This is a genomic window from Streptomyces sp. NPDC002994, assembly GCF_040611155.1.
GTDB lineage: Bacteria > Actinomycetota > Actinomycetes > Streptomycetales > Streptomycetaceae > Streptomyces.
Genome location: NZ_JBEXNQ010000009.1, coordinates 261,897 through 278,880, shown reverse-complemented (window position 1 = coordinate 278,880; position 16,984 = coordinate 261,897). Strand labels below are relative to the sequence as shown.

General features: G+C 71.0%; 16 protein-coding genes, 1 tRNA gene and 1 riboswitch. Of the genes, 8 read left to right on the top strand and 9 right to left on the bottom strand.

Annotated features, from left to right (window positions below; genetic code table 11):
• Window positions 1-578: 578 nt before the first annotated feature.
• The 4 genes from ABZX79_RS15240 to ABZX79_RS15225 all read left to right on the top strand — a co-directional run bounded on the left by ABZX79_RS15240 (window position 579) and on the right by ABZX79_RS15225 (window position 6,320).
• A complete protein-coding gene (locus ABZX79_RS15240; protein WP_355256437.1) occupies window positions 579-2,021 on the top strand; it encodes an MFS transporter in 1,443 nt (480 codons plus the stop codon).
• Window positions 2,022-2,168: 147 nt separating this feature from the next.
• Complete coding sequence (gene lhgO, locus ABZX79_RS15235) at window positions 2,169-3,377, top strand: L-2-hydroxyglutarate oxidase (protein ID WP_355256434.1); 1,209 nt, start codon at window positions 2,169-2,171, stop codon at window positions 3,375-3,377.
• A gap of 652 nt (window positions 3,378-4,029) precedes the next feature.
• Window positions 4,030-4,827: a tRNA (guanosine(46)-N7)-methyltransferase TrmB gene (trmB, locus tag ABZX79_RS15230; RefSeq protein WP_355256431.1), complete on the top strand. Its 798-nt coding sequence runs from the start codon at window positions 4,030-4,032 to the stop codon at window positions 4,825-4,827.
• A 68-nt stretch (window positions 4,828-4,895) separates the two neighbouring features.
• Entirely contained in the window at window positions 4,896-6,320 is a 1,425-nt protein-coding gene (locus ABZX79_RS15225) for a PrsW family intramembrane metalloprotease (RefSeq protein WP_355256428.1), read from the top strand.
• 159 nt (window positions 6,321-6,479) lie between these two features.
• On the opposite strand, the gene ABZX79_RS15220 is transcribed toward ABZX79_RS15225, so the two are convergent.
• Window positions 6,480-7,550 carry a M23 family metallopeptidase gene (locus ABZX79_RS15220; RefSeq protein ID WP_355256495.1) on the bottom strand — a complete coding sequence of 357 codons (1,071 nt, stop codon included), beginning with the start codon at window positions 7,548-7,550 and terminating at the stop codon, window positions 6,480-6,482.
• A 44-nt stretch (window positions 7,551-7,594) separates the two neighbouring features.
• Window positions 7,595-7,742: riboswitch (cyclic di-AMP (ydaO/yuaA leader) on the bottom strand.
• A gap of 258 nt (window positions 7,743-8,000) precedes the next feature.
• Here ABZX79_RS15220 and ABZX79_RS15215 point away from each other — a divergent pair.
• Window positions 8,001-8,993, top strand: coding sequence for a DUF2332 domain-containing protein (locus tag ABZX79_RS15215; protein ID WP_355256425.1), 993 nt, complete (start codon window positions 8,001-8,003; stop codon window positions 8,991-8,993).
• Here the strand turns inward: ABZX79_RS15215 and ABZX79_RS15210 are convergent.
• From ABZX79_RS15210 to ABZX79_RS15190, 5 genes are all read right to left on the bottom strand, one after another.
• Window positions 8,923-10,113, bottom strand: coding sequence for a PP2C family protein-serine/threonine phosphatase (locus ABZX79_RS15210; RefSeq protein WP_355256422.1), 1,191 nt, complete (start codon window positions 10,111-10,113; stop codon window positions 8,923-8,925). The two genes, ABZX79_RS15215 and ABZX79_RS15210, sit on opposite strands and share 71 nt — an antisense overlap.
• Before the next feature lie 185 nt (window positions 10,114-10,298).
• Window positions 10,299-10,372: transfer RNA gene (locus tag ABZX79_RS15205), tRNA-Met, on the bottom strand.
• 45 nt (window positions 10,373-10,417) lie between these two features.
• Complete coding sequence (locus ABZX79_RS15200; RefSeq protein ID WP_355256492.1) at window positions 10,418-10,528, bottom strand: hypothetical protein; 111 nt, start codon at window positions 10,526-10,528, stop codon at window positions 10,418-10,420.
• A 31-nt stretch (window positions 10,529-10,559) separates the two neighbouring features.
• Window positions 10,560-10,760, bottom strand: a complete 201-nt coding sequence (locus ABZX79_RS15195) for a DUF5988 family protein (protein WP_355256420.1) — start codon at window positions 10,758-10,760, stop codon at window positions 10,560-10,562.
• 51 nt (window positions 10,761-10,811) lie between these two features.
• A complete protein-coding gene (locus ABZX79_RS15190; RefSeq protein WP_355256417.1) occupies window positions 10,812-11,570 on the bottom strand; it encodes a GntR family transcriptional regulator in 759 nt (252 codons plus the stop codon).
• 109 nt (window positions 11,571-11,679) lie between these two features.
• Between ABZX79_RS15190 and ABZX79_RS15185 the strand changes: the two genes are divergently transcribed.
• The 3 genes from ABZX79_RS15185 to ABZX79_RS15175 all read left to right on the top strand — a co-directional run bounded on the left by ABZX79_RS15185 (window position 11,680) and on the right by ABZX79_RS15175 (window position 12,931).
• Window positions 11,680-11,925, top strand: a complete 246-nt coding sequence (locus ABZX79_RS15185) for a hypothetical protein (protein ID WP_355256414.1) — start codon at window positions 11,680-11,682, stop codon at window positions 11,923-11,925.
• Between the two features lie 300 nt (window positions 11,926-12,225).
• Entirely contained in the window at window positions 12,226-12,387 is a 162-nt protein-coding gene (locus ABZX79_RS15180; protein ID WP_355256411.1) for a hypothetical protein, read from the top strand.
• 67 nt (window positions 12,388-12,454) lie between these two features.
• Entirely contained in the window at window positions 12,455-12,931 is a 477-nt protein-coding gene (locus ABZX79_RS15175; protein ID WP_355256408.1) for a hypothetical protein, read from the top strand.
• Between the two features lie 474 nt (window positions 12,932-13,405).
• On the opposite strand, the gene ABZX79_RS15170 is transcribed toward ABZX79_RS15175, so the two are convergent.
• The 3 genes from ABZX79_RS15170 to ABZX79_RS15160 all read right to left on the bottom strand — a co-directional run bounded on the left by ABZX79_RS15170 (window position 13,406) and on the right by ABZX79_RS15160 (window position 16,720).
• Window positions 13,406-15,613 carry an ABC transporter permease gene (locus ABZX79_RS15170; protein ID WP_355256405.1) on the bottom strand — a complete coding sequence of 736 codons (2,208 nt, stop codon included), beginning with the start codon at window positions 15,611-15,613 and terminating at the stop codon, window positions 13,406-13,408.
• On the bottom strand, window positions 15,610-16,284 hold the full coding sequence (locus ABZX79_RS15165; RefSeq protein ID WP_355256402.1) for an ABC transporter ATP-binding protein: 675 nt from the start codon (window positions 16,282-16,284) through the stop codon (window positions 15,610-15,612). The genes ABZX79_RS15170 and ABZX79_RS15165 overlap by 4 nt, the downstream gene beginning before the upstream one ends.
• 136 nt (window positions 16,285-16,420) lie before the next feature.
• Complete coding sequence (locus ABZX79_RS15160) at window positions 16,421-16,720, bottom strand: hypothetical protein (RefSeq protein ID WP_355256399.1); 300 nt, start codon at window positions 16,718-16,720, stop codon at window positions 16,421-16,423.
• Window positions 16,721-16,984: the final 264 nt, after the last annotated feature.

Genomic DNA, 16,984 nt, shown 5'->3' with positions numbered 1-16,984 from the left:
ACCAAACGCACGTACCGAAGTAGCTTCGGGACCATGCTGCCACGACAACGGCACGCAGGAGGGCCTACGGAGGGCGTACGGGCAAGTCAATGCGCCCGCAGCGCGCAGGACTTCGGCCGGTTTGGGCGACAGACGCCATTCAGCCATTCTGCGAGCGCGGCGGTACCGCGGGGAACCGACGGGGAACGCACAGTCCGGGAGGCGCTGTTCGCCTCCCGGACCGGGCCGCCGCCCGCGGGGATGAAGGCGGCGGTGTCCCCCAGCCCACTGGATCCAGTGCAGCGGGCCGACCCACGCAAGCCCCATGGAAGCGGCTCCCGGGCCGGCCCGACGAGAGCGCAGGGCGGGCGCACGGCCACACACACGGAGCACGGGGCGGAGCACGGGCGTTCGTGTAACTACACGAATCTCGCCATACGGACCACCGCCCCTTAACGGTCGGGAGGCGGAGAACTACGCTGGGTTCAACTGATGTCCTGCGCGGTCCGCATATTCCGGCTGGGCTGGCCGCATGGTTGTGCGGGCGGTAAGGCTGGGAATGTCCCCGCCGGACGGCCGTCTGTGTCGAGGGGTGGCGCATGTCCAGGGAGCAACGCGGGCCGAACGAAAAGCTCGGCACGGTTCTCGCCCTCGCGGGAATCAGCAATGCCGGCCTGGCGAGGCGGGTCAATGATCTCGGGTCGCAACGCGGCCTGACACTTCGTTACGACAAGACGTCGGTGGCCAGGTGGGTGTCGAAGGGCATGGTGCCGCAAGGCGCCGCGCCCCATCTGATCGCCGCCGCCATCGGCGCCAAGCTCGGCCGTCCCGTGCCGCTGCACGAGATCGGCCTGGCGGACGCCGACCCCGCGCCGGAGGTGGGCCTCGCCTTCCCGCGCGACGTATCGGCGGCCGTACGGTCGGCGACCGAGCTGTACCGGCTGGATCTGGCGGGCCGACGGGCGGGCAGCGGCGGCATTTGGCAGTCCCTGGCCGGTTCGTTCGCGGTCAGCGCGTACGCCACGCCCGCGTCGCGGTGGCTGATAACGCCCGCCGATTCGTCGGTCGCGCGGGACTCCGCGGCGACGGCGTCCTCCGACGAGTCGGCGTCGGACGCGACGCCGTTGCGGGTGGGGCACGCGGACGTGGCCAAGCTGCGGGAGGCGGCGGAGGACGCGCGGCGCTGGGACTCCAAGTACGGCGGCGGGGACTGGCGTTCGTCGATGGTCCCCGAGTGCTTACGGGTTGACGCGGCCCCGCTGCTGCTCGGCTCGTACAGCGACGACGTCGGCCGCTCGCTCTTCGGCGCCACGTCCGAACTGACGCGGCTGGCGGGGTGGATGGCGTTTGACACCGGGCAGCAGGAGGCCGCTCAGCGCTACTACATCCAGGCGCTGCGGCTCGCGCGTGCGGCGGCGGATGTGCCGCTGGGCGGGTACGTCCTGGCCTCGATGTCGCTCCAGGCGACCTACCGGGGCTTCGCCGACGAGGGGGTCGACCTCGCACAGGCCGCGCTGGAGCGGAACAGGGGGCTGGCCACCGCCCGCACCATGAGTTTCTTCCGGCTGGTGGAGGCGCGGGCGCACGCGAAGGCGGGCGACGCGCAGGCAGCGGGGGGCGCGCTGAAGGCGGCGGAGGGGTGGCTGGAGCGGGCGCGGGAGGGCGACCCGGATCCGACTTGGCTGGGTTTCTACTCGTACGACCGTTTCGCGGCGGATGCGGCGGAGTGCTACCGCGATCTGAAGGCGCCACGGCAGGTGCGGCGGTTCACGGAGCAGGCGCTGTCGCGGCCGACGGAGGAGTTCGTACGCTCGCACGGGCTGCGGCTGGTGGTGTCGGCGGTCGCGGAGCTGGAATCGGGCAATCTGGACGCGGCGTGCGCGGCGGGCACCCGGGCGGTGGAGGTCGCCGGGCGGATCTCGTCGGCGCGGACCACGGAGTACGTACGGGATCTGCTGCACCGGCTGGAGCCGTACGGCGACGAGCCGCGGGTCGCGGAGCTGCGGGAGCGGGCGCGGCCGCTGCTGGTGGCGCCGGCGTGAGGCGCTTCGTGAGGCGTTTCGTGAGGCGTTTCGTGAGGGTCGTTCTCCCCCGGGTATGAAGGCGTTGTCAGTGGGTCGGTGCATCATCGGGAGTCCGGGGCGCGCTCTCCCCGGACGAGACGGCCGCGGCGGGAGGTGAAGCGATCGATGACGTACGACTGCGATGTGCTGGTGATCGGTGCGGGGATCGTCGGGCTCTCGGCGGCGTACGCCATCACGCGCGCCGCGCCCGGCACGCGTGTGACGGTGCTGGAGAAGGAGCGGGGCCCCGCGCTGCACCAGACCGGGCGCAACAGCGGCGTGATCCACAGCGGCATCTACTACCGGCCGGGTTCGCTCAAGGCGCGGTACGCGGTGCGGGGCGCGGCCGAGATGATCAAGTTCTGCGCGGAGCACGGCATCGCGCACGAAGTCACCGGCAAGCTGATCGTCGCGACCGAGCGGGAGGAGCTGCCGCGGCTGCACGCGCTGGTGCAGCGCGGGCGGGAGAACGGCATTCCGGTGCGGGAGCTGGGGCCGGCCCAGATCGAGGAGTACGAGCCGAATGTGCGGGGGCTGGCCGCGATCCAGGTCGCGACGACCGGCGTGTGCGACTTCGGGGCGGTCGCGGGGCAGCTAGCGGAGAGCCTGGGCGCGTCGGGCGCGGAGATCCGGTACGGCGCGGAGGTGACCGTGGTGGACCGGCGGCCGTGGGGTGTGGCGGTGCGTACGGCGGACGGGGCGGTGGTGCGGGCGCGGGTCCTGGTGAACTGCGCCGGCCTGCACTGTGACCGGGTGGCGCGGCTGGCGGGCGACGACCCCGGGATGCGGATCGTCCCCTTCCGGGGGGAGTACTTCGAGCTTGCGCGTCCTGAGCTGGTGCGCGGGCTGGTCTATCCGGTGCCGGATCCGGCGTTCCCCTTCCTGGGCGTACACCTCACCCGGGGCATCGACGGCGGCGTGCACGTCGGGCCGAACGCGGTGCCGGCGCTCGCGCGGGAGGGGTACGCGTGGTCGGCGATCCGGCCGCGCGAGCTGGCCGGGACGCTCGGCTGGCCGGGGTCCTGGCGGATCGCCCGCCGGCACTGGCGTTACGGGGCGGGTGAGCTGCACCGCTCGATGTCGAAGCGCGCGTTCACCGACGCCGTGCGGCGGCTGCTGCCGGACGTCACGGCGGCGGATCTGCGGGCGGCGCCGGCGGGGGTGCGGGCGCAGGCGGTGCTGCGGGACGGGACGCTGGTCGACGACTTCCTGATCCGCGAGACGCCGCGGATCATCCACGTTCTGAACGCCCCTTCCCCGGCCGCGACGGCGTCACTCCCGATCGGGAGGCGGGTGGCTCGGCGGGCGCTGGGGGTTTTGGGGGCGGCGGCTTAGGAGGGCGGGGCGGGGGCCTCGGGGGCTGCGACTTAGGAGTGCCGGGGGCGGGGCGGGGCGGTTTCGGGGGCGTTGGGGTCGGTGCCGCGCCGGGGCGTCTCCTCGGGCGTCGAACGTTCGGGTACGTCGGATTCATTTGGGTGGTTGCGTTCAACACCCTGCGGGGAGCGCCCCGGCACGTCCCCTCCTGCCACCGTGGACTGCCGGGCGGGGGGGGGGGGGGTCGCACCCCGGCCCCTGCGGGGAGCGCCCCGGCACGTCCCCTCCTGGCACGTGGGTTGCCGGACGGGGTGGGCGCGTTCCGGTGCGGTGCGGGGAGCACCCCGGCACATCCCCTCCTGCCACCGTGGACTGCCGGGCGGGGGTGGGCGCGTTCCGGTGCGGCACGGGTACCGGGTGCGCGGGAACGTTAGGTGCAATGGGGCGTGCCGGGAGGTGTGCTGCGCGCTTTCCCCTGGCCGCCCCTTCCCGGGGCAGCCCGTCCGGCGCTTGAGGACACGCCCGGAGGGCGTCCGGGGGGGGCTGGGGGCTCGCCTCCACACACGCGGCGGAGCCGCAAAGTGTCACCGCGGGAAGGGGCGCGGAGGGGAAAAGGCTCCGCAGGAGCAGCCCGCCCCGGTCCTCCCGACCGCGCCGTAGAATCGGGAGCACTGTGTCTGAGTTCTCCAGCGTCCACCCCGACGCCGTCGCCCCCCACGTCTCCCCCTTCCACCGTGCCAAGGGCGAGCCCCGCTTCCCCGGCGGCCCCGCGCCCGACCCCGCCGGGTCGCACCACGAGCGGCGGATCCGCAGCTTCCAGCCGCGGCGCAGCCGCGTGACCACGGGGCAGGCCGAGGCGCTGGAGCGGCTGTGGCCGCAGTGGGGTCTCGACATCGACGGCCACCGCGTCCTCGACCTCGATGAGCTCTTCGGCGGCCGCGGCCTGCCGGTCGTCCTGGAGATCGGGTTCGGGATGGGCGAGGCCACCGCCCAGATGGCCGCCGAGGACCCCACCACCGGCATCCTCGCCGTCGACGTACACACGCCCGGCCAGGGCAATCTCCTCGGTCTCGCCGACCGCGCCGGCCTCACCAACGTCCGGGTCGCGAACGGCGACGCGATCATCCTGCTCCGCGAGATGCTCCCGCCCGCCTCCCTCGCCGGCCTGCGCGTCTACTTCCCCGACCCGTGGCCGAAGAAGCGCCACCACAAGCGGCGCCTGATCCAGCCCGAGTTCCTCGACCTCGTCGCGCCCCGCCTCGTGCCCGGCGCGATCGTGCACTGTGCGACCGACTGGGAGCCGTACGCCGAGCAGATGCTGGAAGTGCTCACCGCGCACCCCGATTTCGAGAACACCGTGCCGGACGGCGGCTACGCGCCGAGGCCCGCCTTCCGGCCACTCACCCGCTTCGAGGGGCAGGGCCTCGACAAGGGCCATGTCGTGCACGACCTTCTCTTCCGCCGCCGGTGAGCCGGTAAGGCGGTAAGCCGGTAGAGGCGCCATCGCCAGTTGTCAGTGACCCTCGTTAGGGTCGACGGGTGTACGAGTCGCCTCCGCATCCCCGGCAGCACCCGGCGGTCCCGGACTGTGAGCAGCAGCCGCAGTTCGCCGCCGGACCGCCGCCTGCGCGCTGGCGCTACAAGCCGCGCCGCGCCTGGTGGCGCATCAGGGCGGTGCGCGCGGGCTCGGTGTTCACGGTCCTCGCGCTCTGCGCCCTGGTGATCCTGGCGATCGTCCGCGACCAGACCGGCACGCATGGCTTCCTGGTCGGGCTGGGGCTCGCGGTGCTGCCGGTGCCGCTCCTGCTCGCGGCGTTCCGCTGGCTGGACCGGGTGGAGCCCGAGCCCTGGCGGAACCTCGTCTTCGCCTTCGCCTGGGGCGCGTTCGCCGCCGCCCTCGTCGCGATCATCGCGAACAGTTTCGCGACCCGCTGGATAGCCACGGCCACCGCCGACCCGGCGGGGGCCGAATCCCTCGGCGCGACGGTGATAGCCCCGGTCGTCGAGGAGAGCGCGAAGGCGGCGGCCGTGCTGCTGATCTTCCTCTTCCGCAGACGGGACTTCACGGGGATCGTGGACGGAGTGGTCGTCGCCGGGTTCACGGCGACCGGCTTCGCCTTCACCGAGAACATCCTCTATCTCGGCAACGCCTTCGGCGAGGACCAGGAAGCAGGCGCCTCCGGCCTCGCGTCGGTGACCGCGGCGACCTTCTTCGTACGCATAGTGATGTCGCCGTTCGCGCACCCGCTGTTCACGGTGCTGACAGGCATCGGCTTCGGGCTCGCCGCGCTCGCGCCGCCGCGCCGCCGGGGGCGGTGGCGGCGCATCGCGCTGCCGCTGCTCGGCCTGGTGTTCGCCATGGGCATGCACGCCCTGTGGAACGGTTCGGCGGTCTTCGGGGGGTACGGCTTCTACCTCGTGTACGCCTGCTTCATGGTCCCCGCCTTCGCGCTGCTGACCTGGCTGGTGGTCTGGACGCGCCAGCGCGAGCTGGGCACGATAGCCGCCGAGCTGCCCGCCTATGCCGCCGCCGGCTGGCTGCTGCCCGGCGAGCCGCTCGCGCTCTCCTCCATGCGGGCCCGCTCGCTGGCGCGGGACGCGGCGGCCCGTACGCACGGAGCACATGCGCACGGAGCAGGTGCCCCCGGAGGCCGCGCCGCCGCCCGGGCCGTCGCCGAGTACGAGGCCTTCGCCACATCCCTCGCCTTCCTGCGCCACCGGGCACACCGCGGCACGGTGGGCCCGGACTTCACGGCGCGCGAACAGGAGCTGCTGCACCACCTGTGGCAGCGCAGGGAGGTGGCGGGACCGGCCCTGGAGTACGCGGCGCGGGCGACGGGGCGGTTGCGGACACCGCCGCCGTGGCAGCCACCGTGGCAGCCGTACGGGTACGGGCCGCCGCCCTCCCAGCACCCCGCACCGCACCGGAACTACGCCGCGTACAACCCGTACCGGCAGCAGTAGCGGGTCTCAGACGGAGGCGGCCGTTGGTCGGTGCCTGCGGCGCTTTTCCCTACCCGCCCCTTCCCGAACTGGGGCTGGGGACTTGCGCCGTACACACAGACCGGCAGCCCTGGCTCGGGGGGCGTGCGCCAGGACTGCCGGGGACTGCGGAGGTTGCCGTCAGACGGAAAGACCCTTGCCGCGCAGCCACGCCGCCGGGTCGACGCCCGCGCCGCCGGGCGTGTGCACCTCGAGGTGCAGGTGCGGCCCCGTCACATTGCCGGTGGCGCCCACGCGGCCGATGACCTCGCCCGTACCGACATCGCCGGACGTGACGGTCATCGAGGAGAGGTGGCAGTACCAGACCTCCGTACCGTCCGGGAGCTCCAGGACGATGCGGTAGCCGTACGAGCCCGACCAGCCCGCGGACTTGATCGTGCCGCCGTGCACGGCCTTGACCGGCGTGCCCGTCGGGGCGGCGAAGTCGAGGCCGGTGTGCTGGCCGGAGGACCACATCGAGCCGGACTGGCCGTAGGTGGAGGTGAGCGTGTACGACGAGGTGGGCAGCGAGTAGCTGGCGGCGAGCTTGGCCAGCCGCTCCTCCTCCGCCTTGCGCGCGGCCTCTTCCTCCGCCTGCCGCTTCTTCTCCTCGGCCTCGCGCTTCTCCTCGGCTGCCTTGGCCTCCGCCGCGCTCTGCTGCTGCTTCGCCTCGGCCGCGGCCTTCTCGGCGGCCTCCTTCTCGGCGGCCAGCTTCACCTCGGCGTCGGCGGCGGCCTGCTGCTGCTCGGCCTGCTGGAGGATGCGGGCGCGCAGCGCCTCGCCCGCGTCGGTGGTGCCCTGCTGCGCGTCGGCGGTGGTGACGCCCGCGGTGGTGAGGGGGGCGGCGGCCAGGACCGCTTCGCCCGGGGTGCCCGCCCGCGAACCCGATCCGGAGTCGTCGGACATGAAAGACCCGACGCCGGGAAGGGACTTGGCGTCGGGCAGCGAGTCCGTAAACGAGTCGGGAAGGTCGGGGAGGGAGATCGAGATGGCCGGCTTGTCCTGCGCGGTGGCGATGCCGCCCGCGCCGACCGCGGCTATGACGCCGACGCCGAGAACCGTGGAGCTGCGACCGAGTCCGCCGCGCTGCTTGGCGACGCGGTGGCGGCCGCGTACGGGCCGGACGGATTCCTCAGTGGGATTCCACTCTTCCCAAGTTTCTTCCCCGCCGACGTGATTCTCACTGTCGCGGGGTACCCCGTAAGGGGGCAGGGTCGCCTGGGGGGCAGGACTGTTGGACGCCACGGAGGCGTGCTCCTTTCCTTCCTTCTCGCCTACCGGGTTAGCTGACGGGTTCGGAGCAGGAAGGTCTCCTACGGGCCGCTTCGTTGGTACGAAATGACCCGATTCACCCCAAGGAACATGGTTCCCCGGTTCCCTTGCGGAATTCGGCGCGTGCGCACGGTGCCGTCTCTTGCGACGACTGGGACGACCGCGCTGCGTTATCGAACGTTAATAGACACCGGGCATGCTTTCCAAGCTGTTCCTGTTGATCGTTAAGGGCATTGGCCTGAACCAACCAGGACACAAACGCCCACAGCCGGACGAGTTGACCGCCCCTCAGGAAACATCTCCACCATGACGGTTCGTCAATTGTTATGCGGAGGGGCATATCGCGATTACGCACGGTCGCGGCGCCGGATGGGGCGCTAGCTTCGGCACATGGTTTTCAACAGCACGCAGTCGGTCGCCGATCGCTACCGCGAGTTCTCCCAGCAGCAGGCGCGCGGCGTTTCTCCCGCCTACGCCGAACTCACCGCCCGCATCAGCGAGGACCAGGACCTCTGCGCCCTCATCGCCGCCCTGCCGCCCGGCAACAAGCAGCAGCCCAATCTCCTCCTCGCCGCCGTCCGTTTCCTCGGTGGCCCGTACGACCGGTGGGCGCCCTTCCGCGCCTGGACCCTGGCCCACTGGGACGACGTACGCGAAGTCATGCTGGCCCGCTTCACCCAGACCAACGAGCCCGCCCGCTGCGCCACCCTCCTGCCCCTCCTCGCCGCGCTCCCCCAGCCGCTCGCCCTCATCGAGGTCGGAGCCTCCGCCGGTCTGTGCCTCCACCCCGACCGCTACGCCTACCGCTACAACGGCGGCGCCACCCTGGGCACCTCCCCCGTCACCTTCGACTGCCGTACGGAGGGCCCCGCGCCCCTCCCCACCGCGCTCCCCGACATCGCATGGCGGGCAGGCATCGATCTCAACCCGCTCGACACCACCGACGAGGACGACGTCCGCTGGCTCCAGTCACTGATCTGGCCCGGCCAGGTGGACCGCCCCCGGCAGCAGCTCGCCGCCATCGAGGCCGTACGTACGGCGCCCCGCCCGCGCATCGTCCGCGGCGACCTCGTCGACCAACTCCCGGCGCTGGCCGCCGAGGCCCCGGCGGACGCGACTCTGGTCGTCTTCCACACCGCCGTACTGACGTACCTGCCGCTCGCCCGCCGCGAGGAGTTCGCCGCGCTCGTGCGCGCACTGCCGGGCCACTGGATCTCCAACGAGCACCACACCGTGCTCCCTTGGCTCGACGCGCCCGCCCCCGACGACGAGCACCTGCTCACCCTCGCCATCGACGAGCGCGCGGTCGCCTTCACGGCCCCGCACGGCCAGAGCCTGCACTGGTTCGGCCGTCCGGCAGACGGTGGGCATGGGCCCGCCTGACCAGGCTCACGGTCCTGCGGCGGTCCTGCTGCCCCTCGGCGGGCCGCCCGACCGCGAGCAGGGCCATGTCGTCCGTGGCGGCTCCGGCCGTGTGCCGCCGTACGTCGTCGGTGAGCGCGTCCAGCAGTTCCTCGGGCCCCGGGAAGATCCGCCCGCGCAGCCGCGCGGCGGGATCGTAGAAGACACCCGCGGCATTGCGCGCCTCGGACAGGCCGTCCGTGTAGAGCAGCAGCGTGGCGCCCGCCGGGAACGCGTACTCCTGCGCCCGGTCCGGCCAGGCGCCCAGCTCGCCCATCCCCAGCGGCAGCGCGGCCGCGGCCGGCACGATCTCCGCGACATCCCCGTCGGCGTACAGCAGCAGCGGCTCAGGGTGCCCGCGGTTGACCACCCGCACCATTGCCTCACCGCGCGGGATCTCGGCGAGTACGGCGGTCGTGAACCCCTCGAAGGCGTCCAGCCCGGCGCGCCGCGCGCCCTCCCGCGTGAGCGCCCGCTCCAGCCGCTGCGCGACGCCCTCGAGCGAGCTCTCCTGCTCGGCGGCCTCCCGGAACGCCCCGATGACGACCGCCACCGCCTCCACCGCCTCGAGCCCCTTGCCGCGTACGTCGCCGACCACCAGCCGCACCCCACGCGGGGTGTCCTGTACGGCGAAGAGGTCCCCGCCGATGAAGGCGTCCGCCTGCGCGGCCTCGTACCGCGCGGCGATGTGCATCCCGGCGATCCGGTCGGCGGGTACGGGGAGCACGGCGCGCTGGGCCGCCTCGGCGACGGTGCGGGCGGAGGCGAGCTGCCGGCCGCTGCGGCGTACGACGCGGTTGATGACGAGCGCGAGGACGGCGACGGTGATCATGGTGATCAGCTCGGTCACGGACTCGACGTGCGTCGAGGTGCCGTTGTAGAGGTGCAGCCCGACGACGGCGGCGGTCGCGACGCCGCCGGTCACCAGGGTGCCCAGGAACGAGAAGAGCGGCGCGGCGATCAGCGGGGCGGCGGCGAAGAGCGGCGACGCGGTGAAGTTCGGCGGCGTAGCGAGATCGAAGGCGCACCCGCCGACGATCAGCAGCGCCGGCAGCGCCCGGACGAACCGCGAAGCCTTGCCCGCACCGCCTTGCTTCCCCACCTGTGGTCTCCTGCTCGCCGCGCACCCGGCTGCGGACGGTACCGCGCCCCACCCAGGCTGGCCGTAGCCGCGCCGCACGGCCATCGGGGGTCGGCCAACCGAGTGACGACGGTCCAAGGCCCGCCCGGACGGACGACGAAGGCCCGGATCTCTTCCGAGATCCGGGCCTTCGTTTTCTTCTTCAGTAGCGGGGACAGGATTTGAACCTGCGACCTCTGGGTTATGAGCCCAGCGAGCTACCGAGCTGCTCCACCCCGCGTCGTTAAACACAACTGTACGCCATCAGGGGACGGCCCCAGACCACTCACACCTGCACGTCGTACACGACATCGCGGTGTACGAGCTCAGCCTGCGCCGCGACCAGCCCCGTAACCCGATCCGACCGATCAGCTGGACAGCCACGGCGCCGCTGCAGACGCGGCCAACCGCCTCCCCGGCGAAGGGCGTTATTCGGCGATTTCCGTCCGCTCCCACCACTGGTAGACGGTCACACGCCCCTGGTCACTGTCCTGGTGCCGCGTCGTGACCTTGAAGTGTTCGTACCCGCCGCGGTGCGGAATCTTCAGTTCCTGCCCGGGGGGCGTGATCGGAACAATCCGCTCCGGCAGATCGTCCGGCCCGCCCTCAAGAAGCGCCTTTTCAGTCATAACCTCAGTCTTGCCACCCCCCGGCCCCACGCGCACGTCGAGCGCACCCCTTCAGTCGCGCTGTATGCCGATCTCATAAGCGATCTCCCAGCGGACGTCCGCGACTACGATGTCCGCCGTCTCCACCGGTCGCCCGTCGACGTCGTAGTACGTCCGCTCGATCTCCGTGATCAGGTCGCCGGCACTGATACCCAGGAGGTTCGCTTGCTCCTGGCTCGCGCGCGCAGGGCGCGGGATCTCCACAGCGGTGTCGATGTCGACGCCGATGGACCACATCCGCTCGACGACACCGGCGCCTGCGTGCGGTCCCATCTCGGGCAGCACGATCGGTGTTCCATCAGTGATGGCCATCGGCTCCCACGATTCGGACAGCTGGACCGGCAGGCCGTCGGCAAGGAACTCGTAGCGCGTGACGACACAGAGGGAACCGGGCTCAATCGCCAGGCGCTCCGCGATGTGATCCGGGGCCGGCGTGCGAGCCTCGCTCCGCGACTCCCAGGTACCGGCCCGGCCCTGCTCCTTCATGTCCGCACGGAACGGCGAGCCGCCCCGGCGTTCACGGTGGCGCGAGCGGACCATGCGCAGGCGCTCGCGCGGCCGGCGGACGTAGGTGCCGGACCCTGAGCGGCCTTCGAGGAGGCCCTCGATGATGAGCCGCTCCATCGCGCGCTGGGCAACGCTCTGCCCGACCCCGTACTCCTCAGCAAACCGGGCGCGGGACGGCAACTTGTCGCCCACGGCCCATTCGCCCGCCTTGATGCGGGCGCGCAGCGCGTCGGCGACCTGCAAGTACGGCGTGTCACGGGGCATTTGAGCGACTCCGAGGTTGTGCGTCGACATTGACAAAGCTAACCCATCAGGTCTCGAAGCTGGGCGCTCGGCATCACGAAGAGTGATTGAGTACTCACGAGGGGTACCCGTGCGTTCCGCTGAGACCAAAGCCGCTGCTGTCGCCGCGATGCTCACCGCGGCGACTGGCGAGGAGCCCCGGCTCGACGAGACGCCTGACCGCATCCGCGTCGAAACGGACCTCCCCGAGGATCTCGCGCCGGTCACTCGCATAGCAGTCCTCACCGCCCTCGCGATAGCAGCCCGCTTCGGACACAGCAGAACCGCGAACGGCGACATCGTGTGGGCCGAGCTCGACAGAGAGGCAGAGCAGTGACATAGCCGGCCAACCGAACGGAAGACGCGGCTCCGCCGCCTGACCTGGCGGCATATATGGCCGTCCTCAACCACGCAGCAGCATGCCCCAACTGCCACGAGTCGCGCTGCCGGGTGGGCGCGCGACTGCGGGAAATCCAACGGCAGACGCGGCGATGACGGACTGCGTCATGGGCGACCACGCCTTCCCGGTCGAGGACGCGACGGGCGCCTACTGCGAGGAGCACGGCGTGACCCTGCTGTGGCACGAGCCGCCCATCACGCCCGACCGGCACCTCCACCAAGCCCCCGCCCCGGCCGCATGCGCCTGGCCAGGAACTCCGACCGGGGCGGGTCCATGCGCCACCCGCAGCGCTGGGCGATCGTCCAGGGCGACGAGGACAACACCGACATCGAGGACGGCGACGGCAGCGGATCCAACCCGCCCACCGGCTGCGGCGACGACTGCGCCCCAGCCGCGTAACCGCCCAACTCGGCGGCCCCGCTCCGGAAGACTCGGGCGGGGCCGCCCCCTCCCGAAGGAGACAACGATGGCGAAGACGATCGACGGGGCCGGCCGCGTGACCGTGTTCCCGCTACTGCACACGTGGCCGGACACCTGGGGCGTCGTCGCATACACCACCACGGGCCACTTCGGGGACACCGCGATCGTCGGCTACATCCCGGCCCAAGGCGTCCCGGACGCGCACCTGATGGACGTGGCCGCCCGTCACGCCGCCGGCCAGTCCCGTCGAGCACACACCGAATGGGTGCTGTGCACGGGCTGGAGTTCCCGCGTGGTGCCCAAGCCGGGGACGATCGAACTGCGCGACACCCCCTGGTCGCTGGAAGTGGAGGAGAGCAGCGAGTTGGAAGCCACGATGTACGGACACAGGCACCTGCGCACCGGCCGCTTCACACTGACCACTCCGGACCCCAGGCTGCCGCACGCGGATCTGATGAGCCAGGCCCGCGGCGTGCTGCCCGACCGAGCCCGTGGCGCCGCCGAACTCGCGCTCTGTACCTAGCCCCCCTTGTCAGCCCCGTCCGTCCGCTTCCCCCCGACGGCCGGGCTTCTTCATGCCGTGATCGGGCCTCGGTAGCGGGAGGCGCGGCATCTGCGGGTGCCGCAGGTGCTGGCCGGCGCCGTAGCCGTGCAGCCGCAACCTCTCCGGACCGGACCGGCCAGCCGCGTCGTAGGCGCTCAGCACGGCCTCTATGCGCTCCCATCGGCCAGCGCCCCCGGCAGCAGCACGCCCTACTCGATCTGCGAGTTCTCGTCTCGTCCTACGTGCGTCCGTGCGGGGAGGTGAACTTTGGCAAAGTGCCCGACTGCTGGCCGGACCCACCGTGCCCGTCCCCTTCGAGCCCGGACAGACGCCCAGCCCAGACCGCGCAGCAGGCGCAGAACGGTACGGGCGCATGATTCCGGCCTCGCCCGCTCAAGCCAGCGGCATGCGATCACATTGGGGAGGGCACGATGGCAGTCCGTTGCCGCCGCGTCATTCTCCGCGGGGCCGCCAGGCAGTGGCTTGGCGCGCTGCGACAGTTGCGCTCCATCCCCATGCCAGAAGCCCCATTGCAGCGACTGCCATGGCGCAGGCGGCGAGGAACGTTCCGGAGATGAAGGAGGCGCCCCCCGTGGTCTTTGGGAAAGCGAGCCATGTTCCGACGACGCAGCCGGCAAGACCTGCCAGCGCCAGCGGGGCGAGGACGCTCCAGGCGGACGTGGTCCAGTAGACGCGCCGGTTCCCCGACAGCATGGTCAGGGGTGCCAGCGCCCGCCCATTGCGCAAGAACTCTGCCGTGCCCGTGATGGCTGAGGCGCCAGCCAGCACGAGGATGCCCAGGAAGCCGAAGAAGGCAATCCATCGTCCCTGGTTCTTGTTCACCTGGCTGGTGACGAGCCACTCCCCGCCGACGGTGTCGACGTCGGCCCCTGTCGGAAACGCGCGGTAGGCAAGCCTTTTCGTTTCGGAGACGGAAAGGTCATCCCCATTCAGGGATACCAGCACCGTACGGGCGATGGCGTCGGCGTTCTTTGCTCTGCTGACGGGGTCTGACTGCTGCACGGCTACCGTCGTGCTCTCGCCCGCGTACCAGCCGACGAGTTCCCGCAGGCGCGGGTCCTTGGGGATGCCGGGAAGCTCGTAGGGGCTCGAGGTGCAGGACAAGCCCAGTGTGGTGAGCGGCGGGCACAGGCCTTGCACGGTCAAGGTGTTCTTCTCCGGGGAATCAACGAGTGTGACGGCCTCGACCCCGGTGGGCAGCGTTTGCATGAAGGCCTTCATCTGCCGGGCTGTGGCAGTCCCGCCCGGCTGAAGGACGAGTGCACTGTTGCCGATGCGGTCGACGGTGGCCTGCGCTTCACGGACCGACTGGCCGAACTGCCCTTGCCAGGCCACCACCTGGATGAGCAGCCCAAGAGCCACCACCACGCCGGCGGTCATACGGGCCACCGGGCCGGGATGGGCTGCCGTACGCTGCCCTGCCACCAGGAGGCCGGGGCTGCCCAGCCGCCGACCGACACGGCTGAGCTGCCGGCCCAAATTGGCGGTGACGACGGCGACAGCCGCCGGCAGGGTGGCCAGGGTGCCTGCGGCCGCCACCCAGTTGACCATGACATACGAGGTGGATCCTGGCTCGAAGAAGTCCGGTCCGCGTACGGCCACGAGCAGCAGCACCGGGCACAGCAGCGCCCAGCGGGTCGGTGCACGCCGGGCACCCGTAGGCCGGTTACCGCCGCCGCGGGCCTTGACCAGGCGATCAGTGGCGACCGTGCCGATCAGTACGACGGACACAGCAACCAGGACACCCAGCAGTAGAGCCCACCACGATGCCCTCATGTCGGTGGCAGCCAGGACGTGGCCGGTCCACGGCAGACGGAAGTCGGCCGTCCATGAACCGGCGACGGCAGCCAACGCCACTATGGCACCGGCGAGGACGGGCAGCCACGCCTCGCCCAGCACGATCAATGCCCGGGACCGTGGAGTGCCGCCCAGAACCTCCACCAGTGCGGTGCGCCGGTCGCGACCATGAGCCCCGGCCCGCGCGGCAACCACCAGCAGGACCCCAGCAGGCAGGAGGCCGAGGATTGCCGGCATGATCTGGAAGGTCCACTCGGGCTTGGCGTAATCCAGCTGCCCCACGGTGTAGGACACGTAGCCCTGGCCGGGGCCGTAGCCCACGATCGGCTTGGCATCCTCAGACGTGAGACCGGAGCGGGGGTGGATATAGGCCAGGAGTTCGTCGGGGGTCTGCAGACCGTCGGTGGTGATCTCCCCGACCGCGCGGCCATAGCGTTCGCGAATGCCTTCGGCGGCGCCCATTTCCACCAGGCGCGGCGAGAGTACCGCCTCGCCCGGCGCCGGCCATCGCTTCAGCCCAGGGGGCAGCGGTGCGTCCTCGGCCAGGGGAGCAATGAAAATCACTGAGAAGGGGCCACTGCCGCGCACGGAGTCGTTGGCGGTAGACCACAAGGCGCGGGCGGTCAGATCGGGCCGTTCCTCCTGCATTACCGGACCGCGCGCAAGTCCGCGGCTGGCTTGTCCGTCATACGTGGCGTGCGCGGCGACCAGGGCAGCTACCCCCAGTGCCAGGACGGCTGTCGCGGCCATCAGAGCCACGAATCGAACGCGGCCGGCTTCGGCGCGCATCCCGGCCGCTTGGCCGATGCGCATCAAGTGCCGGCCGATCCCGTGCTGCTTCATCGAGCCCCTGTCCCGGCATCGTCGGCCTTGGACAACGTTCCGTCGCCCAGAGCCAGGACTCTGTCCGCTCGCGCTGCCACCGCCGGGTCGTGCGTGACCAGGAGCAACCCGCAATCGTGTCGACCGGGCATCGCGAACAGCACATCGGCTACTCGTTCCCGGGCAACAGCGTCCAAGGCGCCCGTTGGTTCGTCCGCCAGCAAAAGCGCCGGTGAGTTGATCAACGCCCTTGCTACGGCCGTCCGCTGGCGTTCCCCACCCGACAGTTGCTCACTGGCCCCGGTCAGAGGGACACCCAGTTCCTCCAGCAGTTCGTGTGCCCTGCGGTAGGCCGTGTCCTTGGGGACACCGGCCAGCAGTGCGGCCAGTGCCACGTTGTCGACCGGAGACAACTCGGGCAACAACTCTCCGAACTGGAAGACCATGCCAATCTTGCTGCTGCGGTGCCGGGCAAGCGCCGCCCCTCGCAAGCGGGTCACATCCGTTCCAGCCACTTCTACCGTGCCGCCCGCCGGGCGTACCAAGCCGAGCACGCACGAGAGCAGCGTGCTTTTCCCCGAACCACTCGGCCCGGTGATCGCCACCGATTCCCCGGCCCGCACATCCAAGTCCAAGGTCGTGAACAGCTCGCGGCCCCCGACGTCGTAACTGAGCCCCTTGATGCGCAGCACTGTTCCGCGAACGCCACCCGAACTTCCGGCCTCCACCGTCTCCCTTTCCCCTCACCCGCCTTGCACCTCGCCAACGACACGGGGGCGGCGCCTTCGGCGCCGCCCCCGTCACCCGTCAGAACGGGTCAGACGCTGGTCAGCGTCGCGCCCAGCTGGTGCAGTCATCCGGCTGGAAGTTGACGGCCACGCACGCCTGCAGCGCCTTTACATAGTTCGTCGTGTCCGAGCTGCTGTAAGCGGTAGTGCCGTTGCCGCTGCTGTTCCTCAGTTCGAGGCCGTTGTTGTACCGACGCTCGTAGTTGGCGTACACCTCTTTGCTGTCGCCATCGGTGTCCTTCACAGCGATCGCGCCGTTGGTGCCCTTGCTCCAGGAGGACACGCCAGTTCGACTTCTCTCCAGGGTCACGCCGAACGCCGGCGCAGCCGCGCCCAGCATGGCAGCTCCTGTGACTGCCGCAACTATGACTCTCTTGGCTCTGGTCATGCTCATGATTCTCTTCCCCTCCGTTACCCCTCGTTCGGGGCTCTTATTTACCAAGCAAGCGACCACCACCGGGCGGCGCGCGATCCGCGCCGCACGCACCGCTACCCGGGCCCTGGGTGACGATGTGAGGCAGGGGCGTAATCACGGCCACCGAACGCGTGGCGGCGCCGCTGAATGCAGTTCACATGCTTCACATGCTTCCCAGGGGCGCCTTCT

Coding starts and splice junctions, on each gene's coding strand:
- ABZX79_RS15240 (WP_355256437.1), top strand. CDS start 579: ATGTCCAGGGAGCAACGCGGGCCGAACGAAAAGCTCGGCACGGTTCTC.
- lhgO (WP_355256434.1), top strand. CDS start 2,169: ATGACGTACGACTGCGATGTGCTGGTGATCGGTGCGGGGATCGTCGGG.
- ABZX79_RS15215 (WP_355256425.1), top strand. CDS start 8,001: ATGGTTTTCAACAGCACGCAGTCGGTCGCCGATCGCTACCGCGAGTTC.
- ABZX79_RS15195 (WP_355256420.1), bottom strand. CDS start 10,760: ATGACTGAAAAGGCGCTTCTTGAGGGCGGGCCGGACGATCTGCCGGAG.
- ABZX79_RS15190 (WP_355256417.1), bottom strand. CDS start 11,570: ATGCCCCGTGACACGCCGTACTTGCAGGTCGCCGACGCGCTGCGCGCC.
- ABZX79_RS15180 (WP_355256411.1), top strand. CDS start 12,226: ATGCGCCTGGCCAGGAACTCCGACCGGGGCGGGTCCATGCGCCACCCG.
- ABZX79_RS15175 (WP_355256408.1), top strand. CDS start 12,455: ATGGCGAAGACGATCGACGGGGCCGGCCGCGTGACCGTGTTCCCGCTA.
- ABZX79_RS15170 (WP_355256405.1), bottom strand. CDS start 15,613: ATGAAGCAGCACGGGATCGGCCGGCACTTGATGCGCATCGGCCAAGCG.
- ABZX79_RS15160 (WP_355256399.1), bottom strand. CDS start 16,720: ATGCTGGGCGCGGCTGCGCCGGCGTTCGGCGTGACCCTGGAGAGAAGT.